This window comes from Arcanobacterium sp. S3PF19 (genome assembly GCF_000758825.1).
Classification (GTDB): domain Bacteria; phylum Actinomycetota; class Actinomycetes; order Actinomycetales; family Actinomycetaceae; genus Arcanobacterium_A.
On record NZ_JRMX01000005.1, the window covers coordinates 171104 to 193032 of the forward strand.

General features: G+C 56.3%; 17 protein-coding genes and 1 other RNA gene. 13 read left to right on the forward strand and 5 right to left on the reverse strand.

The features are described 5' to 3' along the window. Positions 1 to 4 precede the first annotated feature (4 nt). Positions 5 to 1489, forward strand: coding sequence for a leucyl aminopeptidase (locus tag HMPREF1631_RS01280; protein WP_052046913.1), 1485 nt, complete (start codon positions 5 to 7; stop codon positions 1487 to 1489). A 2-nt stretch (positions 1490 to 1491) separates the two neighbouring features. Here the strand turns inward: HMPREF1631_RS01280 and HMPREF1631_RS01285 are convergent, their stop codons facing one another. Next, complete coding sequence (locus HMPREF1631_RS01285; RefSeq protein WP_052046914.1) at positions 1492 to 1836, reverse strand: hypothetical protein; 345 nt, start codon at positions 1834 to 1836, stop codon at positions 1492 to 1494. Positions 1837 to 2061: 225 nt separating this feature from the next. Here HMPREF1631_RS01285 and lpdA point away from each other — a divergent pair, with 225 nt between their 5' ends. The 8 genes from lpdA (at position 2062) to HMPREF1631_RS01325 (ending at position 11465) form a co-directional block, all read left to right on the forward strand. Beyond that, entirely contained in the window at positions 2062 to 3438 is a 1377-nt protein-coding gene (gene lpdA / locus HMPREF1631_RS01290; RefSeq protein ID WP_034231359.1) for a dihydrolipoyl dehydrogenase, read from the forward strand. Between the two features lie 11 nt (positions 3439 to 3449). Beyond that, positions 3450 to 4844, forward strand: coding sequence for a 2-oxoglutarate dehydrogenase, E2 component, dihydrolipoamide succinyltransferase (gene sucB / locus HMPREF1631_RS01295; protein ID WP_034231361.1), 1395 nt, complete (start codon positions 3450 to 3452; stop codon positions 4842 to 4844). A gap of 211 nt (positions 4845 to 5055) precedes the next feature. Then, complete coding sequence (locus tag HMPREF1631_RS01300) at positions 5056 to 6276, forward strand: MFS transporter (RefSeq protein ID WP_052046915.1); 1221 nt, start codon at positions 5056 to 5058, stop codon at positions 6274 to 6276. A gap of 87 nt (positions 6277 to 6363) precedes the next feature. Continuing rightward, complete coding sequence (locus tag HMPREF1631_RS01305) at positions 6364 to 7074, forward strand: DUF4191 domain-containing protein (protein ID WP_034231363.1); 711 nt, start codon at positions 6364 to 6366, stop codon at positions 7072 to 7074. A 24-nt stretch (positions 7075 to 7098) separates the two neighbouring features. After that, entirely contained in the window at positions 7099 to 8523 is a 1425-nt protein-coding gene (glnA, locus tag HMPREF1631_RS01310; protein ID WP_034231366.1) for a type I glutamate--ammonia ligase, read from the forward strand. A gap of 271 nt (positions 8524 to 8794) precedes the next feature. Continuing rightward, a complete protein-coding gene (locus HMPREF1631_RS01315) occupies positions 8795 to 9706 on the forward strand; it encodes an ABC transporter substrate-binding protein (RefSeq protein WP_034231369.1) in 912 nt (303 codons plus the stop codon). A 2-nt stretch (positions 9707 to 9708) separates the two neighbouring features. Further along, positions 9709 to 10683 (forward strand): amino acid ABC transporter permease, encoded by a 975-nt coding sequence (locus tag HMPREF1631_RS01320; RefSeq protein WP_034231371.1) that lies wholly within the window; start codon positions 9709 to 9711, stop codon positions 10681 to 10683. An 11-nt stretch (positions 10684 to 10694) separates the two neighbouring features. Next, positions 10695 to 11465, forward strand: coding sequence for an amino acid ABC transporter ATP-binding protein (locus HMPREF1631_RS01325; protein ID WP_034231373.1), 771 nt, complete (start codon positions 10695 to 10697; stop codon positions 11463 to 11465). Positions 11466 to 11491: 26 nt separating this feature from the next. On the opposite strand, the gene HMPREF1631_RS01330 is transcribed toward HMPREF1631_RS01325, so the two are convergent. Both HMPREF1631_RS01330 and HMPREF1631_RS01335 read right to left on the reverse strand, forming a co-directional pair. Next, on the reverse strand, positions 11492 to 14485 hold the full coding sequence (locus HMPREF1631_RS01330; protein ID WP_034231376.1) for a bifunctional [glutamine synthetase] adenylyltransferase/[glutamine synthetase]-adenylyl-L-tyrosine phosphorylase: 2994 nt from the start codon (positions 14483 to 14485) through the stop codon (positions 11492 to 11494). Continuing rightward, the gene (locus HMPREF1631_RS01335) at positions 14485 to 15816 is read right to left on the reverse strand and encodes a glutamine synthetase family protein (RefSeq protein WP_034231378.1); all 1332 of its coding nucleotides are present in this window, start codon (positions 15814 to 15816) and stop codon (positions 14485 to 14487) included. Before HMPREF1631_RS01335 ends, HMPREF1631_RS01330 begins: the two co-directional genes overlap by 1 nt. A gap of 104 nt (positions 15817 to 15920) precedes the next feature. Between HMPREF1631_RS01335 and panB the strand changes: the two genes are divergently transcribed. Genes panB through ppgK form a run of 3 tightly spaced genes read left to right on the forward strand, consistent with a single transcriptional unit; the run spans position 15921 to position 18497 of the window. Then, positions 15921 to 16718, forward strand: coding sequence for a 3-methyl-2-oxobutanoate hydroxymethyltransferase (panB, locus tag HMPREF1631_RS01340; protein ID WP_052046916.1), 798 nt, complete (start codon positions 15921 to 15923; stop codon positions 16716 to 16718). Between the two features lie 48 nt (positions 16719 to 16766). After that, positions 16767 to 17672, forward strand: coding sequence for a type I methionyl aminopeptidase (map, locus tag HMPREF1631_RS01345; protein WP_034231383.1), 906 nt, complete (start codon positions 16767 to 16769; stop codon positions 17670 to 17672). A gap of 48 nt (positions 17673 to 17720) precedes the next feature. Further along, a complete protein-coding gene (ppgK, locus tag HMPREF1631_RS01350) occupies positions 17721 to 18497 on the forward strand; it encodes a polyphosphate--glucose phosphotransferase (RefSeq protein ID WP_156956177.1) in 777 nt (258 codons plus the stop codon). A gap of 56 nt (positions 18498 to 18553) precedes the next feature. Here ppgK and rnpB read toward each other — a convergent pair. Continuing rightward, positions 18554 to 18917: RNase P RNA component class A (gene rnpB / locus HMPREF1631_RS06720), an RNA gene on the reverse strand. Positions 18918 to 18960: 43 nt separating this feature from the next. Here rnpB and HMPREF1631_RS01355 point away from each other — a divergent pair. Further along, positions 18961 to 19749, forward strand: a complete 789-nt coding sequence (locus HMPREF1631_RS01355; protein ID WP_034231387.1) for a YaaA family protein — start codon at positions 18961 to 18963, stop codon at positions 19747 to 19749. Between the two features lie 77 nt (positions 19750 to 19826). On the opposite strand, the gene HMPREF1631_RS01360 is transcribed toward HMPREF1631_RS01355, so the two are convergent. After that, positions 19827 to 21926, reverse strand: a complete 2100-nt coding sequence (locus tag HMPREF1631_RS01360) for a YhgE/Pip domain-containing protein (RefSeq protein ID WP_232215387.1) — start codon at positions 21924 to 21926, stop codon at positions 19827 to 19829. Positions 21927 to 21929 lie beyond the last annotated feature (3 nt).

The window sequence follows — 21929 nt, forward strand, 5'->3', positions numbered from 1 at the left end:
TCCAATGTCCCACTTTGAAATTTCCCCCGAATACCGCCCGGAAGATTTTGATGCCGTGATTCTCGCGCTGCGCTCCGCAGACGGCGAAAATACGCGGGCGGACGGCTCCGATACACCGCAGACGGGGAAAATTATGCCCCTTCCCGAACTGTCGGCAGAGGAAACCGCTCTGCTGGAAACACATCTGCGGACGTTGGGCGTACAGGGCGAAGCCTCCCGCATTGCGTTGCTGCCGCATCCCCTGTTCCCCTCCTGCCTCCTGATCTGTGTCGGCGTCGGAGCATCCCCGACGGGCGAAGATCTGCGAAATGCCGCGGGAGAGGCAATCCGCCGCGCACGGGGCAAAAACAGGGTGGCCGTTATATTTCCCGCTCTTTCCGAAAAGGATCTGAAAGCGGTTACCGAAGGACTGATGCTCGGCAAATACCTCTACACGCGGTATACCGGAGAGGAAGAAGACGGCGGACAGAAAATACATATTGTTTCCGCACTTGCGGGGGCGAAGGATATTTTGGACGAAACCGTCCCTGCCGCAAATGCGGTAAATACCGTCCGCGATCTGACGAACACTCCCGCGGCGGATCTGAATCCGGACACATTCGCACAGATTGCTCTCGACGAAGCCCGCGACGCCGGCTGCACGGTCACCGTCTACGAAGGGGAAGCCCTGATTCGCGAACGGCTGGCGGGACTGCTTGCGGTGGGGTCCGGTTCGCAGTATGCCCCCAGACTGATTCGTGTGCAGTGGTCCGCGGAAAATGCGAAAAAGAATATCGCCCTGGTCGGGAAGGGAATAACTTTCGACACCGGCGGCTACTGCCTCAAACCGGGCGGACACATGACCACGATGAAAACGGATATGTGCGGCGCGGCAACGGCCCTGTATGCGGTGCTTACCGCCGCCCGGCTGCGTCTTGCGGTCAAAGTCTGCGCATGGCTGTGCATTGCCGAAAACATGGTTTCCGCCACTGCTTCGCGTCCCGATGACGTAATAACATACCGCAACGGAACATCGGTTGAGATTAACAATACGGACGCCGAGGGCCGGCTTGTAATGGCCGACGGTCTGCTGATGGCCGCCGAAGAAAAACCCGATGCCATCATCGACATCGCCACTCTCACAGGGGCGCAGACAGTTGCTTTGGGAGAAAGAGTCAGTGCGGTGATGGGCACCGAATCTGTGCGCGCGGATTTATGCCGGGCGGCGGAGGAAACCGATGAGCTGCTGTGGCCGATGCCGCTGCCCGCGCATCTGAAAACCGGCTTGGAATCGGATATTGCCGATCTGAAAAATTCCGGTCCGCGCAGCGGCGGGATGCTGGTTGCCGGAGTGTTTTTGCGCGAATTTACCGGCGGTCTTCCCTGGGCGCACATAGATATTGCCGGGCCGGCGTTCAACCGCGAGAAACCCTACGGGTGCACGCCGAAGGGAGCAACGGGCGTCATGCTGCGCACTCTTCTGCGCTATCTGGAAACCGCCGCGCGCTGATTTCAGCTGCGCCGCACGGAATTTGGATGCTCCCTGTTCCACTGTCTCATCTGCGGCGGATACCCGGCGGCGGCCACGCTGAGACATTCGATTTCCATTTTTCCGCAGAGTCTGCGCGCCTCGTCGCCGTCGCGGACTTTTCTGCGCGTCCACTCCCCGCTTTCCGCAACCAGGAGCAGCGATGCCGGCTCCCGCGCGGTTCCCTCTTCGTAATATCCCCGCACGTTTTGGCGGGAAGCGGCAAAATCGGACAGATAAACAAAATCCGCGTTTCTTTCGCTGCGGTTTCTCCGATTCATTTTTTCGTAATCCGACTTATTTTTTCTCAGCCGTGAAAACAGTTTCAAGATTCGCTCCCCGTCACTCGATTGCGGATATGTAAATATCCTATCCGCGATTGGCCCAAATCCCGAATTTGGCCGGATACGGGATAACGGGCGCAAACGCAGATTAGTAATTCTTATTACCTTTTTAATCTGTGCCAAAAAATGAAATAATTCCAAAAAAATGCCAAAATTAGGACTAAGGTACGAGACTGTGCCGGCCATTTATATTTTTAAGGGAGAAAATTCGTGGTAGACACTCAGGAATACGATGTCGTTGTTTTGGGCGCGGGCTCAGCGGGATATGCCGCGGCCATGCGTGCGGCGCAGCTGGATATGAAAGTGGCGCTTATTGAGGAAGACAAAGTCGGCGGAACGTGTCTGCACCGCGGATGTATTCCCACCAAGGCTCTCCTCCACGCCGCCGAAGTCGCAGACGAAATGCGCGAAGGAAGTTCCATAGGCGTGCTCGGAACTTTCGGGGGAATCGATGTGCCTGCCCTGCACGCATACAAAAACGGCGTAATAGAAAAAATGTACAGAGGACTCACGGGTCTGATAAATGCGCGCGGCGTGGAAACCATCTCCGGGCGCGGGCGTCTCGCAGGCCCCGACACCGTGGAGGTAAACGGAAGACCGGTCAGAGGAACACACATTGTTCTGGCTTCCGGTTCATATTCCAAAACCATCGGGCAGAACATAACCCGGCGGGTCATCACTTCCGAGCAGGCACTGAATCTGCCGGTCGTGCCAAAATCCGCGATTGTACTGGGCGGAGGTGTGATCGGAGTGGAGTTTGCCTCGGTTTGGGCATCCTACGGAACCGAGGTAACCGTGCTGGAGGGACTCGACCGCCTTGTTCCCAACGAAGACGCGGCGATTTCAAAGAATCTGGAACGCGCTTTCAGAAAGCGGAAAATTAATTTCAAAACCAAAACGCTCTTCGAGCGCGTGGAAGAAACTACGGACGGCGTGCGCGTATTTACCGCAGACGGAAAAGAATATACGGCCGAGTATCTGCTGATTGCCATCGGCCGCGGCCCTTCGACCTCCAATCTCGGATATGAAGAACAGGGTATTAAGCTCGACCGCGGATTCGTGGTAACCGATGAGCGTCTGCACACGGGTATCGGCAGCATTTATGCCGCGGGCGACATCGTGCGGGGCGTGCAGCTGGCACACCGCGGATTCCTTCAGGGAATTTTCGTTGCCGAGGAAATCGCCGGCCTGAATCCGAAAGTTATCGACGAAAACGAAATTCCGAAAGTCACTTTCTGCAATCCGGAAATTGCTTCCGTGGGACTGACGGAAGAGAAAGCCGCGGAAAAATTCGGCAGAGAAAACATTAAAACGGTTGAGTTTAATTTGGCGGGGAACGGAAAATCGCAGATACTCGGCACTTCCGGTTTCGTAAAACTCGTGCGCCGCAAAGACGGGCCGATTCTCGGTTTCCATGCCATCGGTTCACGCATGGGCGAACAGATCGGCGAAGGACAGCTGATGGTTTCCTGGGAAGCCTTCCCGGAAGATTTTGACGGCATGATTCATGCCCACCCGACGCAAAACGAATCCGTTGGCGAAGCAGTTCTCGCTCTCGCCGGCAAACCGCTGCACACACACAATTAGAGAGGGAGAAAATGTCTGCACAGATTAAGATGCCCGCCCTGGGCGAATCAGTTACGGAAGGAACCGTTACCACCTGGCTGAAACAGGTTGGCGATGCGGTAGAGGCCGACGAACCGATCCTGGAAGTCTCCACGGATAAAGTGGACACGGAAGTCCCGGCCCCTGCGGCAGGCGTACTGGAGTCAATCGAGGTCGGAGAAGACGAAACCGTTGCCGTGGGAACGGTGCTCGGATATATCGGTGACGGATCTTCCTCCTCCGATGAGCAGAGCGTGCCCGATTGCGCGCAAAATACTTCTTCGCCGGCACCCGGGGAAACGGCGCCGGTTTGCGCCCCCGCCCCCGTGCCCGCAGAAACGGCATCTGCCCCGGACACGCACCCGCAGCAGCCGTCTTACGCCTCTTCGGCTCTGCCTGCCGCCGGCACGGATTGCACGGCATATGTCACACCGGTAGTGCGCAGGCTGGCAAAAGAGCTCAACGTGGACCTAAGCGGAATCACGGGAACCGGCGTGGGAGGACGAATCCGCCGCCAGGACGTAAAAGCCGCGGCCGATGCGGCGCGGCAGGCTGCCCGGGAGAAGGCCGAAGCGGCACTCGGCACGCCCGCGCCGTCGGTGCATACTTCCTCCTGCGCAGCCGGCTCGGTAAAAGCCGAACTGGCGGATAAGGCTGCCGCGGCGGCGGCACTGCGCGGCACACGCCAAAAGATGACGGGTCTGCGCAAAACGATTGCCAAACGCATGACTGAGTCGCTGCAGACTTCCGCGCAGCTGACTACCGTAATGGAAGTTGACGTAACGCGGATTGTGGCTCTGCGGGCAAAGGCAAAAGATTCTTTCGCCGCGCGCGAGGGCGTGAAACTTACCTATCTTCCCTTCTTCGTCAAAGCGGCCACGGAAGCTCTGAAAGCACATCCGATCATCAATTCCTCCGTGGAAGAAAACGAAATCGTCTACCATAGCGGGCAGCATATCGGAATTGCCGTTGATTCGCCCAAGGGTCTTTTCGTACCGGTGATCCGCAACGCCGGGGATCTGAACATCGCCGGAATTTCCAGGGCGATTTCCGATTTGGCCAAGCGCACCAGGGACGGTTCGATTTCCGCCGGGGAACTGAGCGGATCCACGTTCACGGTTACCAATACCGGATCGGTCGGGGCACTCTTCGACACCCCGATCATCAACCAGCCAAATGTGGCCATTTTGGGAACGGGCGCCATTTTTAAGGCTCCCGGCGTGGTCATGGATCAGGACGGAAACGAAACAATTTCCATCCGGTCCAAGTGCTTTCTCGCTATTTCCTACGACCACAGAATCATCGACGGAGCCGACGCCTCGCGGTATCTGCGGGACGTGAAGATGAGACTGGAAGAAGCGGATTTCGGTGCGGAAATAGGTCTGTGACGGAGCGAAACCGTCTGCCGGGCGGCGCGGGTTTATCCGTTCCGCCCGGCTCTGCTTTTGGGCTGCTCCCGAAGGGGCGCACGCTTTGCTTTCGGTGCGCATTTGCCGGGTTTGGTTACGTATTTAACTGTTCCGCCGCCGCGGCGGAAAAAAAATTTTGCTATCGTTGACGAAGTAAACACATTGTCAGGCATCGAAACACACGGTAAAAGTGAAACATAATTCCAAACTGATTCTTACTTTCGGAAATTACCGCGGGCTTCCGCGCACAGCGGGAAGATTCCATATGGCAGTTGCATTTATCGGCAGACTGCCGGTTGCAATGAACGTTATCGGCGTACTTACGCTGGTGACTGTGATCACGGGATCCGTCTCCACTGCCGCGTTCGTTTCCGCAGCCCAGGCAGTTTCGATCGGAATCGGAAATCCGCTTGTCGGGCGGCTGTGTGACCGCTGCGGGCAGCGCGCGCCGGTGACCGTTATCGGTTTTTGCAATTTTCTCTGTCTCTGTGCGTTAATTTTTCTCTCTTATCTGCACCGTCCCTCTCTTTGGGCACTGATCGGGGTGTGTGCGCCTCTCGGACTGACCACCGTTCCCCTGGGCGCATTGGCCCGCGTGCGCTGGTACGCCATGGCGAAAAATCCCCCGCAGCTGGCAACCGCGCTGTCTTACGAGTCAACTGCCGACGAATTGGGATTTGTGCTCGGACCGGCGGCCGTAGGCATTATTTCTTCGGCTTTCTCCCCCGTTGCCCCGATGATTCTCTCCGCTGCCATCGTGCTGCTCTGCGTAATTCCTTTTGGCCTGATCCGCCGCACGCCCGCTGCACAGACGGCAGAAAAACAGAATAAGCCCTCCCCGAAAGCGGGCACGGTTTTGAAAGCCGTGGCAATCCCGCTGACCGCGATGTGCTGTCTGGGAATGTTTTTCGGCGCAATGCAGACTTCCACCACCGCTTTTGCCTATCTTTTCGAAATCCCGGGCAGAGCCGGGCTGATTTATGCATTTATGGGCCTGGGCTCGGCACTCACCGCCCTGGGCGCGGTTGCCCTGCCTGAGCAGTTCACACAGGTACAGCGCATAATTACGGGCGGACTGGGAATTATGATCGGCGCAATACTCTGTTCCCTCGCTGCCTCCCCCCTGATCCTGACCGTTTTCATGTTTGTTTCGGGTCTGGCGATCGGCCCGGCTTCGGTTGCCATCTTTACCCTGGCCGGCGACAGTGCCCCCGAGGGCGGAAATGCTTTTGCCGTTACGGCACTCGGATCGATGAATGTATGCGGTGTCTCCACCGCTTCCATTGCCGCAGGCCGGGCAGTGTCCCATTCGGCTGCGGCCGGTTATTACGTGGCGGCCGCGGCGGGGCTGATTATGGCTGCGGCCACCGGTATTGCCGCACTTCAGAGGCGACACCGAAACCGGATTTAAGAACGGTCTCAGATTCTCCGTTCTTTTGGCGCTGCTCTGTTTATCGTTTACTATTATTATGTTGTGCAATCTAGCAAGGATATCTAAATGGCTGAAGAGAAAAATACAGACAGGAAAAGCAAAAAACCGAAAAAAAAGCGTTGGTATCACAATCTGGCCGATGCCTACCGGGTGGCGAAGAAAACCTATCCCCGCGCAGGGTGGGCACTGCTCGGAGTATTCTTCGGTTTCTTTCTGCTGGGACTGATTGCCGGCTGCATTACCGGACGGTTCATTCTCTGGCCTCTTTTCGGGCTTTTGCTTGGTCTTACACTTGCTTTGGGACTTCTTACGTCTTTGGTGAAACGCGCTTCCTACCGGCAGATTGACGGTGTTCCCGGCGCAACCGCGGCTGTGATCGGACAGATCAAACGCGGGTGGGTGATCACCGAAGAACCTGTACGCTTTAACGCCAAAACCAAAGATCTGCTGTTCCGTGCCGTTGGCAGGCCCGGTGTGGTACTGCTGGCGGAAGGACCGGCGAACCGTGTACAGCGTCTGATCAATGAGGAACGCGCGGCCGTCAGACGTATCGCTCCCTCCGCTCCGGTGCATATAATTAAAGTCGGAAACGGAGAGGGACAGGTGAAGCTCGCAAAACTCCAGCGGGCGATGATGAAACTGCCAAAACGGATCACCAATCAGGAAGTAGCCGCTCTCGCTCAGCGTTTCGATGCCGTAGGCACCAACAATTTACCGATTCCGAAGGGAATTGATCCGACAAAGGCCCGTGCGGGGCGCCGTGCATTGCGTGGATAGTTTGCAATTAAAGGGAGAATTTCAATGTTTGCCAATATCGAGGAAGCAATAAAATTTATTGCCGACGAACAGGTCCGGTTTGTGGATATCAGATTCTGTGATCTGCCGGGCACAATGCAGCACTTCACCATTCCCGTAAGCACGTTCGAAAGCGGGAATCTGAGCGAAGGATTTATGTTTGACGGTTCTTCGATCCGCGGTTTCACCCAAATCCACGAATCGGATATGAAACTCGTGCCCGATGTGACAACCGCCTTTACCGACCCGTTCCGCAAACACAAAACTCTCGTAATGAACTGCGCCGTTGTTGATCCGTTCACCGGAGAGGCATACCGCCGCGATCCGCGCAACGTGGCAATCCGCGCAGAGGAATATCTGCGTTCCACGGGTATCGCCGATACCTGCTATATCGGCGCCGAAGCGGAGTTCTTTATTTTTGACGATATCCGTTACTGCAATTCACCGAAGGAATCTTTCTATGCCCTGGATTCCCGGGAAGCCTGGTGGAACAGCGGGCGCGAGGAAGAAGGCGGAAACATCGGATACAAGACGCGCGTTAAGGGCGGCTATTTCCCCGTTCCCCCAAGCGACATGATGTCTGATCTGCGCAACGAAATGACTCTGCGCTGCACCGAAGTCGGACTGCGCGTGGAGCGTGCCCACCACGAAGTGGGCGCGGCCGGACAGCAGGAAATCAACTATACTTTCGATAAGCTGGTTACCGCTGCCGACGACATGATGAAATTCAAATACGTAATCAAGAATACCGCCGTCGAGAACGGCAAGACCGCCACATTTATGCCCAAACCGCTCATGGGCGACAACGGTTCGGGGATGCACTGCCATCATTCTCTGTGGAAAGACGGTGCTCCCCTGTTTTACGACGGAAACGGTTACGGCGGTCTTTCCGATTTGGCACGTTGGTATATCGGCGGTCTGCTGAAACATGCCCCGTCTCTGCTGTCGTTCACCAATCCTTCGGTAAATTCCTTCCGCCGTCTTGTTCCGGGTTTTGAAGCCCCGATTAACCTTGTGTATTCGGCCCGCAACCGTTCCGCGTGCATCCGGATTCCGGTTACGGGATCGTCTCCGAAGGCAAAGCGGATTGAATACCGCACGCCCGATCCTTCCGCGAATCCGTATCTTGCTTTTGCCGCGCAGATGATGGCGGGACTGGACGGAATCCGCAACCGTATCGAACCTGCGGCTCCCGTCGACAAAGATCTGTACGAACTTCCCCCGGAGGAGCATGCGCATATCGCCCAGTTGCCCGGGTCCCTTTCCGAGGCACTGCGGAAACTGGAGGAAGACCACGACTACCTCACCGAAGGGGACGTATTCTCCGAAGATCTGATTGAAACCTGGATCAGCTACAAACGGGAAAACGAGATTGAGCCTTTGGCACAGCGTCCGCATCCCTTTGAGTTTGAACTGTATTACGATCTGTAAGACTGCCGATAAACGCAGAAACAGCGGAGTCCGCCCGGTGGCGGGCTCCGTTTGTATAAATAGGCCTGCTGCCTGCTGCCTATAATATAAAAAATATACGCATAATATGCACTCCGTCTTTTCCCTGCAATCTTCCGTTCCCCGTATTGCAAACGGTATCAAGATGAAGCACATCACATTTTACGTATCTATATACCTAGTTCCGCATATTTATGTATATACTGAAGATGTTGAAACACGATACACGTTCAATTGACTTTCAGGAGGAATCATGCGGCACATTAAGTTTGCGGCAATCGGTACGGCACTTCTTCTTTCTCTCGCTGCCTGCGGCGGCGCGGACAAAGCGGACAACGGCGGCGCGGACGCCAAGAAAGACAGCGCGGTTCAGGCAACTGACCTTTCCGGTCTGAAAAAGGTAGACTCCGTGGCATCGCTCGTTCCGGATAAGGTAAAGGCAGACGGAAAACTGCTCGTCGGCAACAATATCTCTTATGCCCCCGCGGAATTCTTTGCCCCCGACGGAAAGACTCCCCAGGGATACGATATCGATCTGACCGCCGCCCTGGCGAAAGTAATGGGCCTGAAACCCGTAACGGAAAATGCCGAATTTGCGGCAATTATTCCCGCCATCGGAGGAAAGTACGAACTGGGTATCGCCAATTTCTCCATCAATCAGGAACGGCTGAAAACCGTAAATATGCTGCAGTACTTTGAAGTCGGATCGCAGTGGTCGGTGAAGAAGGGCAACCCCAAGAAGTTTGATCCGGCCAGCCCGTGCGGCAAGGCCGTGGGCGTACAGACCGGTACCGTTCAGGACGAATCCATCGACGCCCTGAACGAGAAGTGCCCGGCAGACAAGAAGATTCAGATTCAGCGCATGGAACAGCAGTCTTCCGTGACCACTGCCGTTGTCGGAGGCAAGGTAGACGCGATGTACACCGACTCTTCCGTTGCCGACTATGTGAAGAAACTGACCAACGGACAGGCCGAGCCCACCGGAAAAACCGAGGACATGGCGGGTATCGGAATTGCGATCGCCAAGAACGACGAGCAGATGACCAAAGCCACCCAGGCCGCTCTCAAATACTTGATTGAAAACGGATATCTTGAGAAAATCTTTAAGACGTGGGGTATCACCGACGGTCTTTCAAAAGAAGCAACTCTTAATCCCGGAGCCTGAATATGAAACATCAAACCGATCAGCCTGAATTAATTAAGGCAGTTCCGGTTAAACACTATGGTCGCTGGATTTCAGCGGCCATAGTCGCGTTATTCGCGGCCGCACTCCTTACCTCAGCCGTAACCAATCCCAAATACGAGTGGGACGTGGTTTTGCACACTCTTTTCAAGCCTGCGGTGTTCGTGGCAATCGGATGGACCCTTGCGCTGACTTTTCTTTCAATGGCACTGGGCATAATCCTGGCAATAGCGGCTGCCGTAATGCGCCGGTCGGAAAATCCCGTGCTGCGAATTGTCTCCACCGTCTACGTATGGTTTTTCCGGGGCACCCCGATTTACACCCAGCTTATTTTCTGGGGTTTAATCGGTATCTTATATGAAACGGTCACGGTGGGAATCCCTTTCACGGGCATAGATTTTTTCTCCTTCAAACCTTATGAAATGTTTTCCGACCTGCAGTATTCAATGTTTGTCTTTGCCGTCATCGGCCTGGGACTGAACGAAGGCGCATACCTTTCCGAAATTGTGCGCTCCGGGCTGAACTCCGTCGATCCCGGCCAGGAAGAAGCGGCAAAAGCTCTGGGAATGGGCAATGCCCAAATTCTGAAACGGATCATTCTCCCCCAGGCAATGCGGGTAATCATTCCCCCTACGGGCAACGAAACCATTTCCATGCTGAAAACCACTTCTCTGGTCACCGCCGTTCCCCTGACGCTGGAACTGACATACGTCACCAACAAAATGGGGGAATCCACATTCAAACCGATTCCCTACCTCATTGTGGCCGCCGTCTGGTATCTGGTCATCACTTCCGTGATGATGATCGGCCAGTACTATCTGGAACGCTATTACGGGCGGGGCAGCGGGAAATCCCGTCCGGCGTCCCAAAACAGGCATAAATTACGCACCTCAAGGCAGGAAGCCATTAACAGCGCGTCAACCACAACCGATAATCCATTCGTGGAATACACCCCTTAAGGAGCGTTGCAATGAACGAAAACACACCAATGGTCCGATTCGAAAACGTTCACAAATTTTTTTCCGACCTTCACGTGCTCAAAGGCGTTTCCTTTACCGTACCCGCCGGGAGCGTCTGCACGGTTCTCGGTCCTTCCGGTTCGGGAAAGTCCACCGCACTGCGCTGCATTAACCAGCTTGAGCAGATTCAGGCGGGAAGAATCTACGTGCAGGACGAGCTGATCGGCTATAAGGAAAAAAACGGCCGGCTTCACGAACTTACCCACGCGGAAACGGCAAAACAGCGCGCAAAGATCGGGATGGTATTTCAGCGGTTCAATCTGTTTCCGCACATGACCACGCTGGAAAACGTGATGGAAGCACCGATACACGTGCTGAAGAAAAACCGCGGCGAAGCACGCGAAACTGCCGAACGGCTGCTTTCCCAGGTCGGACTTGCCGACCGTCTCTCCCACTATCCTTCCGAGCTTTCCGGCGGGCAGCAGCAGAGAGTGGCCATTGCCCGCGCGCTGGCCATGGAACCGGAGCTGATGCTGTTTGACGAGCCCACTTCCGCGCTGGATCCCGAACTCGTGGGCGAGGTGCTGAACGTGATGAAAGATCTGGCACAGATGGGCATGACGATGATTGTTGTCACCCACGAGCTGGGGTTTGCGCGTGAGGTATCCGATCAGGTAGTGCTGATGGACAACGGATACATTATAGAATCGGGTTCCCCTGCGGAAATTTTCGACAATCCGCGCCACCCGCGCACAAAAGAATTTCTTTCCAAAGTCCTTTAATGCCCAACGGTACGGAAGGAACCCTATCACCGCGGCTGACGCGTGTCGCCGTAAAAAATTCTTTCCGTTATCTGTCGGGCAAGACGGGCTTTGTGCAGATGATGTTCGATTACGTCGTGCTTGCGGCGCTTCGAAAAACCCAGCATAGACGCCACGCAGGCCAGTTCCCGCGGGTCGCGAAGCAGAAGATTGACTTTTGAGTCTACAAAGCTGCCGGTAGCCAAAATATTCAGGTCCCGCAGACGGGAGGCAGACATCCACGCTTCCCGCAGAATTTCCGTTTCCCGTGCGCCGAGCAGTCCCGCGCGTTCGGCTTCGCGCAGCGCATCGGCAGTGCCTACCGTGCGCAGAGCGGGAATCCGCGCGGCATGGCGCAGCTGCAGAAGCTGTACGGTCCATTCCGTATCCGACAGTCCCCCGGGCCCCAGCTTCAGGTGGTCGGCGGCAGCCGGTCCGCGCGGCAGACGTTCCTTTTCCATCCTTAGTTTCAGCATTCTTACGTCGCGTATTGCGGAAACGGACAGAGCCTCCCGGGGGTAGCGCACCGGATCGATAAGATCCAAAAATTCCTTTCCCACATCCGAATCTCCCGCGCAGAAACGTGCGCGCAGCAGTGCCTGGCGTTCCCAGGTATCACACCAGCGCAGATAATAATCGCGGTATCCTGCCACAGACCTGGCCAATGCACCGTTTCTTCCCTCCGGGCGGAGATTGGCGTCCACTTCCAGCGCCGGTTCCTCGCCCGGGGACTGCAGCAGACGCATAAAGTTTTGGGCGCAGCGCAGAGCGTCTTGCCCGTCCCGTGCCTCATTGCCGCCTTCGCCCCGGTAGACAAACAAAACATCCGCGTCCGAGGAATAAGTCAGCTCCCGTCCTCCGTAACGTCCCATCGCAATTACCGCAAAACGCACCCCTATTTCCCTTGCGCATTCTTCTTCCGTCTGCGCAATTGCGGCTTTTACGCCCGCCTGCACAGCCATATCTGCGGCATTGGCGATTGCCCTCTGCGCCCCGGATGTATCCGTCAGATTCAGCGCCTGTGCAAGAGCCGTGCGCAAAAGCTCCTTACGCCGCAGATATCTTCCCGCGAGAACGATTTGCGCAGGCGAAGTACGCCTGGAAAGCAGGGAATTAAGTTCCACACGCATTTCTTCCGCCGTACGGGGAACCAACAGCCTGTCGTCTCCCAGCCAGGAGATGGATTCGGGCAGTGCGGGAAGCTCGCGGGCAATGTATTTGGATTCGGAAAGAAGACGGGCAAGCCGTTTCGCGGTGCTTCCCGAATCACGCAGCGTACGCATATACCATGAAGTTCCGCCCATTTTTTCCGAAAGGATCCGAAACGCCTTCAGCCCCTGGTCCGGTTCCGGACCGGATCCGAACCAGCCCATCATCACCGGCAGGATTTGACGCTGAATGGCTGCCGTGCGGGAAATACCCGTGCCCAGAGCCGAAATATGCGCCAAAGCCTGCTGCGGGTCACGGTATCCGATTGCCGCCAGACGCTGCCTTGCCGCCTGCGGATCCAACGAAACATCGTCTTTGGAAAGTTTCGCCATCTCGGGCAGAAGCGGGCGGTAATACAGCGCCATATGGAGTTTTCTTACTTTCCTGCGCAAATCGCGGCGGTAGTTTTCCAGCTGCACGGGATCGGAAAACCGCCCGCGTTCGATGGAACGCCCGATCCGTGCCAGCTCGGCTGGATCCCGGGGCACCAGATGTGTTCGCCTGAACCGGCGCAGCTGGATTCTGTGCTCCAGAACCCGGAAAAACCTGTAACTTTGCGCAAGTTCCTCCCCGTGCGCCCGGGATATGTATCCTTTTTCGGCAAGCGCGGCAATTGCCTCCCACGTATTTGCGCTGCGCAGATCGAGATCCGTACGCCCATGCACCAGCTGAAGCAGCTGTACCGTAAATTCCACGTCGCGCAGACCGCCTTTGCCCAGTTTCAGCTGCCGTTCTTCCTCCGAAGACGGCACCAGATTCTCCACGCGTTCACGCATGGCCCGTGTCTCTTCCACGAAACTGTCGCGTTCGGCTGCGTTCCACACCAAAGGCTGCAGACCGCGCACAAATTCTCTGCCCAGCCGGGTATCCCCGGCTATCGGACGCGCTTTCAGCAGCGCCTGGAATTCCCAGCCCTGCGCCCAACGCCGGTAATACGTCAGATAGGAAGAAAGCGTGCGCACCAATGCGCCGTCTTTTCCTTCCGGGCGCAGCCCGAAATCCAATTCCCACAGCCCGGGAACGCTTCCGGGACCGCAGACGATCTGTGTCATTTTACCCAGTATTTCGGTGGCACAGCGAATGATCCGCGCCTCAGGCAAATCTCCGTCCCCTTCGTGCACCACCGCTATCAAATCCACATCCGAACTGTAGTTCAGCTCCCGCGCCCCGGTTTTTCCCAGGGCAATAAGAGCCGGCTTCACCCGGGGCAAATCGGAAAATTCTTCGGCCGCAATATCCAGCGCTTCCGCCAGCGTCGCTTCCGCCAGCGCGGAGAGGGATCCGCATACCTGCGACACGGCCGCACACGGATCGGGCGCGGTTAAATCGTAAGCCGCCACCTGCATTACCCGTGACCAGTAATGCAGACGCAGAGTCTCGCTTCGACGCTCATGTTCTGCTGCGCGCAGGGCCTCTTTCACCGCCCGGCGTTCCCTGTCCGCATCGGGATTCAGATCAGGGTAGGCACCGGGAATAAAAACACGCAGCAAAGCAGGATGGGAGATAAGAAGATCGGAGAGAAACGAGGAATATCCGAGCAGGGCAAAAAGTCTGTCCGCGCTGTCTTCGTCGGCGCAGATCCGCAGCAGAATTTCGGCATGGTCTCTCTTTTGCCCCACCGTTTCCCACAGACGCACCAAATGCAGCAGGCACGCATCCGGATCCGGCGTTTTGCCAATCTTTCCCGGCAGCCAATGCGCGGGGAAAGAAGCCGGTTCGAGCGCTTTAAGCAGTTTTTCCGCGCGCTGCGGATTCTGAAAACCGGCATTGATCAATTCCGTTTTGCCGGACATCAGTGCATAAACCTCTGCCGCTCAAAGGGCGTAACCTGCAGCCGGTATGCCGCCCATTCATGCTCTTTGTTTTCCAGGAAATAGGCAAAAGCGTCTTCTCCCAGGGTGGAGGCCGCCAGTTCCGAGGTTTTCATCAGCGTAATCGCGTCTTTCAGTGATCCGGGCAGCTCCCCGATTCCCTGCACTTTCCGTTCCAGACCAGTCAGCGCCGAAACGTCGGTGTCGGCAGGCTCCGGCAGCGGATAATCATTTTCCAGTCCGTCCAGGCCCGCGTTTAAAATCGCGGCATACGCAAGATACGGATTTGCGGCCGAATCAATTGCCCGGTACTCAATGCGCGCCGATTTCGGCTTGTCCGCACGCAGACTCGGCACCTTAACCAATGCCGCCTGAGCGTTTTTCCCCCAGGTTATATACCGCGGAGCCTCAAACCCCGAGCACAGCCGCTTATACGAATTCACATGCTGGTTTGTCAAAGCTGTGATATAGGGCGCGTGATGAAGCAGTCCCCCGATAAACTTCCGGGCCGTGACAGACAGACCGAATTCCCCCGTCGGATCGGCGAAAGCATTCCGGTCTCCCTCAAAAAGGGAAAAATGCGTATGCATTCCGTTACCCGGATATCCGATCATCGGCTTGGGCATAAACGACGCCTGCACACCCTGCTGCAGCGCAACCTGATCGACCACCACGCGCATGGTCATCACATCGTCCGCCATCGAGAGCGCGTCGGAAACCCTCAGATCAATCTCGTTTTGCCCCGGTCCCGCCTCGTGATGCGAAAATTCCACCGGGATCCCCAAAGACTCCAGCGTCTTGACGGCTTCGGAGCGGAAATTGCGCGCAAGGGAACGGGAAACATTGTCGAAATACGAGCCGTTGTCGATCGGTTTGGGTTCCGCCGCCGGATTCGTCTCCGGATGAAAAAGATAAAATTCGATTTCCGGATGCGCATAAAACGTAAACCCCAAATCGGAAGCACGGTCCAGGGCGCGCTGCAGCACCGAACGCGGATCGGAACGGGCCGGTTCGCCGTCGGGCCCGAGAATTTCGCAAAACATCCTTCCCGTTGTTTCGTCGTTTCCGTACCACGGCAAAATCCTAAATGTGCGCGCATCGGGATGCATCACCAAATCGGATTCGTGCGCGCGCGTCAGTCCCTGAATGGCGGAACCGTCGAATCCGATCCCCTCGGTAAACGCATTTTCCAATTCCGCGGGACTGATTGCCACCACTTTCAGCGTGCCCGCCACATCGGTAAACCAGAGCCGAATAAAGTGTACGTCTTTCTCCTGCACTTTGCGCAGTACATCTTCCTGTAACCGGTCCACTGCCGCTCCTTTGCCGAATTCATACCGTTTTGCCTGAATATACGCTTTTCGCAGACTCAGGCTAAAATAGAGACGTTGTCTATATTCTAGCCGAGGATTTGCCTATGTATAAACGTGTGCGCGCCCATCATCTGCGCCTGATGAAAACACAACGGACCCCAATCACCATGCTTACCGCATACGATGCCTTAACTGCGCGTATTTTCGACGCGGCGGGCACAGATATGCTTCTTGTCGGGGATTCGTATGGGAACGTAATGCTCAACTACGGCTCCACCGTTCCCGTCTGCCTGGAAGAGATGGTCACTGCCACCCGTTCCGTGGCCGGCGCGGTCACGCGCGCATTCGTGGTGGCGGATCTGCCGTTCGGAAGCTATGAGGAATCTCCCGCCCTGGCTGTCCGCTCGGCAGTGAAACTGATAAAGGCGGGCGCGGCCGCGGTAAAACTGGAAGGCGGCAGACGCCAGCAGGATAAAATCGCCGCAGTCACCGCCGCCGGGATTCCCGTGGTGGCGCACATCGGTTTTACCCCGCAAAGCGAAAACGCCCTCGGCGGGCCGCGCGTGCAGGGCCGCGGGGAAGAAGCGGAAAGACTGTATGCGGACGCTCTTGCGGTGCAGGAAGCCGGAGCCGTAGCCGTCGTGCTGGAACTTGTGCCCTCCCCTGTCGCGGCCCAAATCACTTCCCGGCTGGAAATTCCGACAATCGGAATCGGCGCCGGAAACCAATGCGACGGCCAGGTGCTCGTCTGGTCCGATATGGCGGGCATGACCGACCGCGTGCCGAGTTTCGTAAAAATATTCGGAGAAGTGGGCAAAGCTTTGCTCGCGGCGGCCAAGGATTACAACGAAGCCGTGCGCTCGCGCGCTTTCCCTGACGAAAACCACAGTTTCCAAAAATAAAAGTCCCGATACGCCGCAGACGGCAAACAACCACAGAAAGAAGAAAAAATGAATCCGAAACGCGCACCCCTGGGAACACTGAAACCGGGGAAGCTCTCCCCCGGGCGGAAAGTGCCGCGCGATATCCCCCGGCCGGAATATATGTTTCACGACGGACCGGAGCGCGTAACGGCATCGGAAGTAAAAAATGCCGAAACCGTAGAGAGGATCCGCCTGGCGAGCCAAATTGCCGCAGACGCGCTGTATACGGCGGGAGCCGCGGTTGCCCCGGGCGTTACCTGCGACGAACTGGACAGGATCGCCCACGAATATATCTGCGACCACGGCGCATATCCCTCCTGCCTCGGCTATATGGGATTCAAAAAATCGATCTGCACTTCCGTTAACGAAGTTATCTGCCACGGCGTGCCTGACGACCGCCCCCTGGAGTCCGGCGACATAGTGAATATCGATGTTACCGCCTATTATCAGGGCGTTCACGGCGACACCAACGCCATGTTCTATGTGGGGGAAGTAGATCCGGAATCAAAACTGCTGTGCGAACGCACCTATACGGCCATGATGCGCGGAATAAAAGCCGTTAAACCGGGGCGCGAAATCAATGTGATCGGACGCGTGATCGAGTCCTACGCAAAACGTTTTGACTACGGTGTTGTCGAAGATTTTACGGGCCATGGCGTCGGGGAGGCATTCCATTCCGGTCTGATTGTGCCCCATTACGACGCGGCACCGATGTATAACGAGGTCATCACCCCGGGAATGGTTTTCACCGTGGAACCGATGCTGACTTTGGGCGATATCGACTGGGAACAGTGGGATGACGGATGGACGGTAGTTACCCGGGACCGTGGACGCAGCGCACAGTGGGAGCATACAATTGTAGTGACGGAGACCGGCGCGGAAATTCTGACTCTCCCCACCCGGGGGCAGACGTCAGCCGCAATGCCGCGCTAAATTCTGTGCCGGGAGCCGAAGAAAAACAATCACAAAGGAGTATTCACAGTGCAAAGCATTCGGCAGGATATCGGAATCGGAATCGACGTCGGCGGCTCGGGAATCAAGGGTGCGCCGGTAGATTTGCATACGGGTAATTTTCTTCGCGAACAGACGCTGATTCCCACTCCTCCCAACGGATCGCCGGCCGAACTGGCAGCGATTATAAAAGAAGTGGCAGACAGTTTTTCAATGCCCGCGGATGTGCCTGTCGGCGTGTCTTTTCCCGCGCCGGTGATTAACGGAAAGATCCCGATGATGGTCAATCTTTCGCAGGAGTGGCTGGGAATGAATGTGACTGAATTTCTCTGTCTCGAACTGGGAAAGCCGGTAGCGGTTTTGAACGACGCCGACTCTGCGGGCTACGGGGAAGTTCATTACGGAGCGGCACAGGGCGGGCAGGGTACCGTGCTGATGCTTACTTTGGGCACCGGAATCGGCTCGGCTCTGGTCCGCGACGGAATACTTGTTCCCAACACCGAGCTGGGGCACATCTTTTTGGATGACGGCACCGAAGCCGAACCGTATGCGGCAAGTTCCGTGTTCGCCCGCGAAGGATGGACTTTTGCCCAGTGGGCAGAACGGCTGCAGCGTGTATTTTCGCATCTGGAAATGCTCCTTGCCCCGGATCTGTTTATTGTGGGCGGCGGGGTGTCGCAGAATCACGATAAATTCCTTCCGCTTCTGCACACCAGGGCGCGGATAGTGCCCGCCAAACTGCGCAACAGGGCAGGAATCGCGGGCGCGGCTTTATTCGCCGCGGAAAAGGCAGAAGAGCAAAAATAATCCCGGCAGCGGCGTAATATTGAGCGGGTCGGGCGCGAAACCGAAAACACGGAAGAAGAACGGGCCCGCCGATACGCCGGGTTCTGTCTTGGGCGACCATCCATCTGCGTTTGACGTTACCGCCAAACTCTAGCAGCCTACCCGTGCGCTCGGCGGGACACCTCAACGCGCACTGCTTGGCCTTGCTCCCGGCGGGGTTTACCGTGCCGTCACCGTCACCGGTGACGCGGTGAGCTCTTACCTCACCTTTTCACCCTTACCGCGTCTGCTTTCGCATCCGCAGGCGGTTTGTTTTCTGTGGCACTTTCCTGCAGGTTTCCCTGAGTGGGCGTTACCCACCGCCGCTCCCTGCGGAGCCCGGACGTTCCTCGGCTTTCCCCCGGTTTAGAGTTCCGGTGCCGCGGCCGCCTGGCGGACCCGTTCCGTTCAAAAGTGTATCACGGCTGTTTGCTAATATTTAATTATGAAGATTTTGCTGCCTCCCTCGGAGGGGAAAACGGCTCCCGCCGGCGAAAAGCGTCCCGATCTGTCCGCTCTGTCTTTTCCCGAACTAAACCCGCTGCGCGAAAAACTCATTGCCGCTCTCATGCGTCTCAGCCGGGAAAAAGATGCGGCGCGTCTCCTGCACGCGGGGGCGAAAGCCGAAAGCATGGTGGCCGCACAGGCAAATTTAATGTCTTTGCCCTGCGCGGAAGCAATACGCATTTATACGGGCGTGCTATATAAGGCAATCGGCTACGATTCCATGAAAATTTCGGAGCGGGAGTTTGCCGATACGCATCTGCTTATTTTCTCGGGACTGTTTGGGATATTGCGTCCCTCGGATTTTATTCCCGCCTACCGTCTTCCAATGGGGATTACGCTGCCCGAACTCGGCAGCAATAAGACGCTGTGGAAAAATGCTCTGAAAGATTTTCCCCTGCCGTGCGGCAATTTGATTGTCGACTGCCGCTCGGAAAGCTATAAAGTCTGGATGCCGGAAAAGAGCTCCGATTCGCCGCAAATCGTACAGGTCGGCGCAGTGGCGGAAAATCCGCGCACCGGCTGCCGAAAAGTTGTTTCCCATCGGGCAAAACACTATCGGGGACTTCTCACCCGCAGCATAATTGCGGCGCACGCCGAATTGGACAGCGCAGCGGAACTGGCCGGTTTTTCACAGACGCTTATCGGGCAGGGCGCACTGCGGTCCGTGGAGCTGCATCAAATTACGCAGCGCACATTCCGTCTGACGCTGATCGGCTCCGCGCACTGATCAATCATATCCGCGCGGGCGGGAAAGGTCCGCCCGCGCCTACACCCGCGCACTGATCCAACCGATCCGCACAGGCGTTATTCCAGCGTGATTACCGGGTGCAGATCCGTCATCTTCACGTTTTGCTTTCTTAAAGCGGCAAGGGTGCTGAGTATAAAAGCGATAAGCGCAAATACAACGAGGAATCCGATCGCCGCGGGCACAAATCCGCCGCCGGTGCCTGCCATTGCCTGCCGCAGTCCCATAACGGAATACGTCATGGGCAGGAAGGGATGAACCGCTCTGAAGAATCCCGGCGTCATCTGAATCGGGAAAGTTCCGGCCGAACCGGTTATCTGCAGCATCAGCAAAATAATTGCAACCAGTTTTCCGGGAATGCCGAACACAGACATTATCATCTGTATAATCGCCATAAACGCGAGTGCCGTAAAAATTCCCACCGCGTAAAAAGCAGGCACGTTGTTGATCTGCAGTCTGAGCAAACCGTGGATCACACCCATCAGAACAACCGACTGCACTACGCCCATCACCGCGAAGGGAACAAAACTGATAAACGTGCTCTTAATCGGATTCATCCCACACAGCAGTGCGCGTCTGTTCATCACCCGCAGGGTAAATGTCGCTATCAGTGCGCCGACCCATAAACCGATGGAGATAAAATACGGCGCAAATCCGGTGCCGTAATTTTTCACCCGCGAATAATTGTTTTCGTCCAAGGCAACCGGGGCACTCATCATTCTGCTTTTTTCCGCCGTATTGCTTATACGGCCCTTTTCCTGCGCCTCACTGAGACCGTGATGCAGCTTTGCCGCGCCTTCGCTGAGCTCCGGTGTATGGGAAGACAGCTCGCCGGCTCCCGCAGCCAGAGACGCGGAACCGTCCGCCGTTTTTTCCGCGCCCCGGGACGCATCGTATATGCCGCGGCTGAGTTTTGCGCTTCCCCGGCTTACATCCCCCAGACTTTCTGCCAGCTTACCGCTGCCCGCAGCCAGAGACGCGGAACCGTCCGCCGCGGCGGACAGCCCTTTTTCCAGCGTATCCGCGCCGTTTTTCATTTGCAGGCTGCCCGCGGAAAGACTGTCCGCTCCCCCTGCGAGCAGTGTAAGTTTCGAGTTGAGCAGATGTGATTCGTGTTCCAGGCCGGCTGCGATTTTCTCCAGATTTTCGAGCACATCGTCTTTCGTCACACCCGGGTTTTGCGCACGGATAAACAGTTTTATAATATCCCTGCCCGTGGCGTCGCTGCTTTCCTTAACTCTCTTTTTCAGTTCCTCACCCGCCGCACTGAGTTTCCGTGTTCCCGTGTAAAGACGGTCGGCACCTGAAGAAACCGCACGGCTTCCCTCATGCAGCTGTTTTATGCCTGCGTTTAAATCCCCCATCTTCCGCGCGAGTTTTCCCGCACCTTCTTCCGTGCGGATGTTGCCTTGGGAAAGAGCATTCGATCCGGTTTCAAGATCCGCCAGTCCCCCGCGCAGCTTATGCATCGCATCGGAGAGCCGGTGTGAACCGGCGGCCAGATCCCCGCTCCCTTTCTGCAGCGATTGCGATCCTTCGCTCAGTTTTTCGGCACCGTTTGCGGCCTCGCCGAGCCTGTCGGACGCGGCATTGATTTTGGCAAACGTGTGCTCCCAGTATTCCTCGGCAATTGCTTCGCTGATTTCGCTTCTGATCGCGTGAAATGCCGTTTCTCCGATCTGCGAGGCCAGCATATTGGATGCCCGGTCATAGCTTACGTGCATGGTTGCCCGCCTGGGAGTGTCGTATTCGGCAGAGGCAATGCATTCGCTGAAAGACGCGGGAATGGTTGCCGTCATGAAATATCTGCCGTCTTCCAGGCCTTTGCCCGCCTGCGCGCGGGATACGAAATTCCATTGAAAGCCTTCTTTTCCGCTGCCCATTTCTTTCAGTCTGTTTTTCACTTCCTGCCCGACATTGCGCATTTCGCCGTTGATCATCGCCCCGCGGTCCTCTATTACCACCGCCACGGGCACAGCGTCCAGAGTTTTGTACGGATCGGTAAATGCCCACAGATAAAGCGCGCCGTAGAGAAGGGGAATCAGCGCAATGGTACCGACCACAAGTTTTTTGGCCTTGCCTTTAAACGCATTTTTACATTCGCGAAATGCAAGACCCGCCATATTGACATGCACACCAATCATCTCCGTTAATCGCATAAA

Coding starts and splice junctions, on each gene's coding strand:
- HMPREF1631_RS01280 (WP_052046913.1), top strand. CDS start 5: ATGTCCCACTTTGAAATTTCCCCCGAATACCGCCCGGAAGATTTTGAT.
- sucB (WP_034231361.1), top strand. CDS start 3,450: ATGTCTGCACAGATTAAGATGCCCGCCCTGGGCGAATCAGTTACGGAA.
- HMPREF1631_RS01305 (WP_034231363.1), top strand. CDS start 6,364: ATGGCTGAAGAGAAAAATACAGACAGGAAAAGCAAAAAACCGAAAAAA.
- glnA (WP_034231366.1), top strand. CDS start 7,099: ATGTTTGCCAATATCGAGGAAGCAATAAAATTTATTGCCGACGAACAG.
- HMPREF1631_RS01315 (WP_034231369.1), top strand. CDS start 8,795: ATGCGGCACATTAAGTTTGCGGCAATCGGTACGGCACTTCTTCTTTCT.
- HMPREF1631_RS01320 (WP_034231371.1), top strand. CDS start 9,709: ATGAAACATCAAACCGATCAGCCTGAATTAATTAAGGCAGTTCCGGTT.
- HMPREF1631_RS01325 (WP_034231373.1), top strand. CDS start 10,695: ATGAACGAAAACACACCAATGGTCCGATTCGAAAACGTTCACAAATTT.
- HMPREF1631_RS01330 (WP_034231376.1), bottom strand. CDS start 14,485: ATGTCCGGCAAAACGGAATTGATCAATGCCGGTTTTCAGAATCCGCAG.
- panB (WP_052046916.1), top strand. CDS start 15,921: ATGTATAAACGTGTGCGCGCCCATCATCTGCGCCTGATGAAAACACAA.
- map (WP_034231383.1), top strand. CDS start 16,767: ATGAATCCGAAACGCGCACCCCTGGGAACACTGAAACCGGGGAAGCTC.
- HMPREF1631_RS01355 (WP_034231387.1), top strand. CDS start 18,961: ATGAAGATTTTGCTGCCTCCCTCGGAGGGGAAAACGGCTCCCGCCGGC.
- HMPREF1631_RS01360 (WP_232215387.1), bottom strand. CDS start 21,926: ATGCGATTAACGGAGATGATTGGTGTGCATGTCAATATGGCGGGTCTT.